Here is a 484-nt window from a genome sequence, read left to right as displayed (position 1 = left end):
CTGCCACTGTCACGGCCGCTCCCACCGGCCGCGGCCGGTGTGGGGGTGGGCTGCTGCGTGTCCGCCGGCCTGCCCCCGCTCACAGCCTGCGACGCGGATGGCTGCCTGACGGTGATGGCCGCGGTCCACCGGCACATCGCCGGGCTGGAGGCGCTGCTCATCCGTGCGCAGGCCCGGTTCGCCGCCCTGCGACACACCCCACCGGCCCCGGACGCACCGGGGTCGGACGGTCCGGCCGGGGCGGGTTTCGCCGCCGAGGAGATCGCCGCCGAACTCCACCTATCCCCGGCCACGGCCGCAGCCGGACTCCACCTGGCCGTGACCGCGGTCGGCCGGCTCCCCCGCCACCCTGGCCGCGTTGGCCACCGGCACCATCGACCTGGGCCGCCTCCGCGCCACCGTCGAGGCCACCACCGCCCTGTCCGCCGCCCAAGCCGCCGCCGTGGAACAGAAAGTCCTGGCCCGCGGCGGGCGGACCAGCCAC

Annotated in this window: 1 pseudogene; it reads right to left on the bottom strand. The window is 77.5% G+C overall.

What is annotated here, in order from left to right:
- Window positions 1–293 (bottom strand): annotated as a pseudogene (locus DD1DGNOD_RS27750) (hypothetical protein); the annotation flags it as partial.
- Window positions 294–484: the final 191 nt, after the last annotated feature.

It is taken from the genome of Candidatus Protofrankia californiensis (genome assembly GCF_900634765.1).
Taxonomy (GTDB): Bacteria; Actinomycetota; Actinomycetes; order Frankiales; family Frankiaceae; genus Protofrankia; species Protofrankia californiensis.
This window is presented reverse-complemented; position numbering and strand designations above follow the sequence as displayed.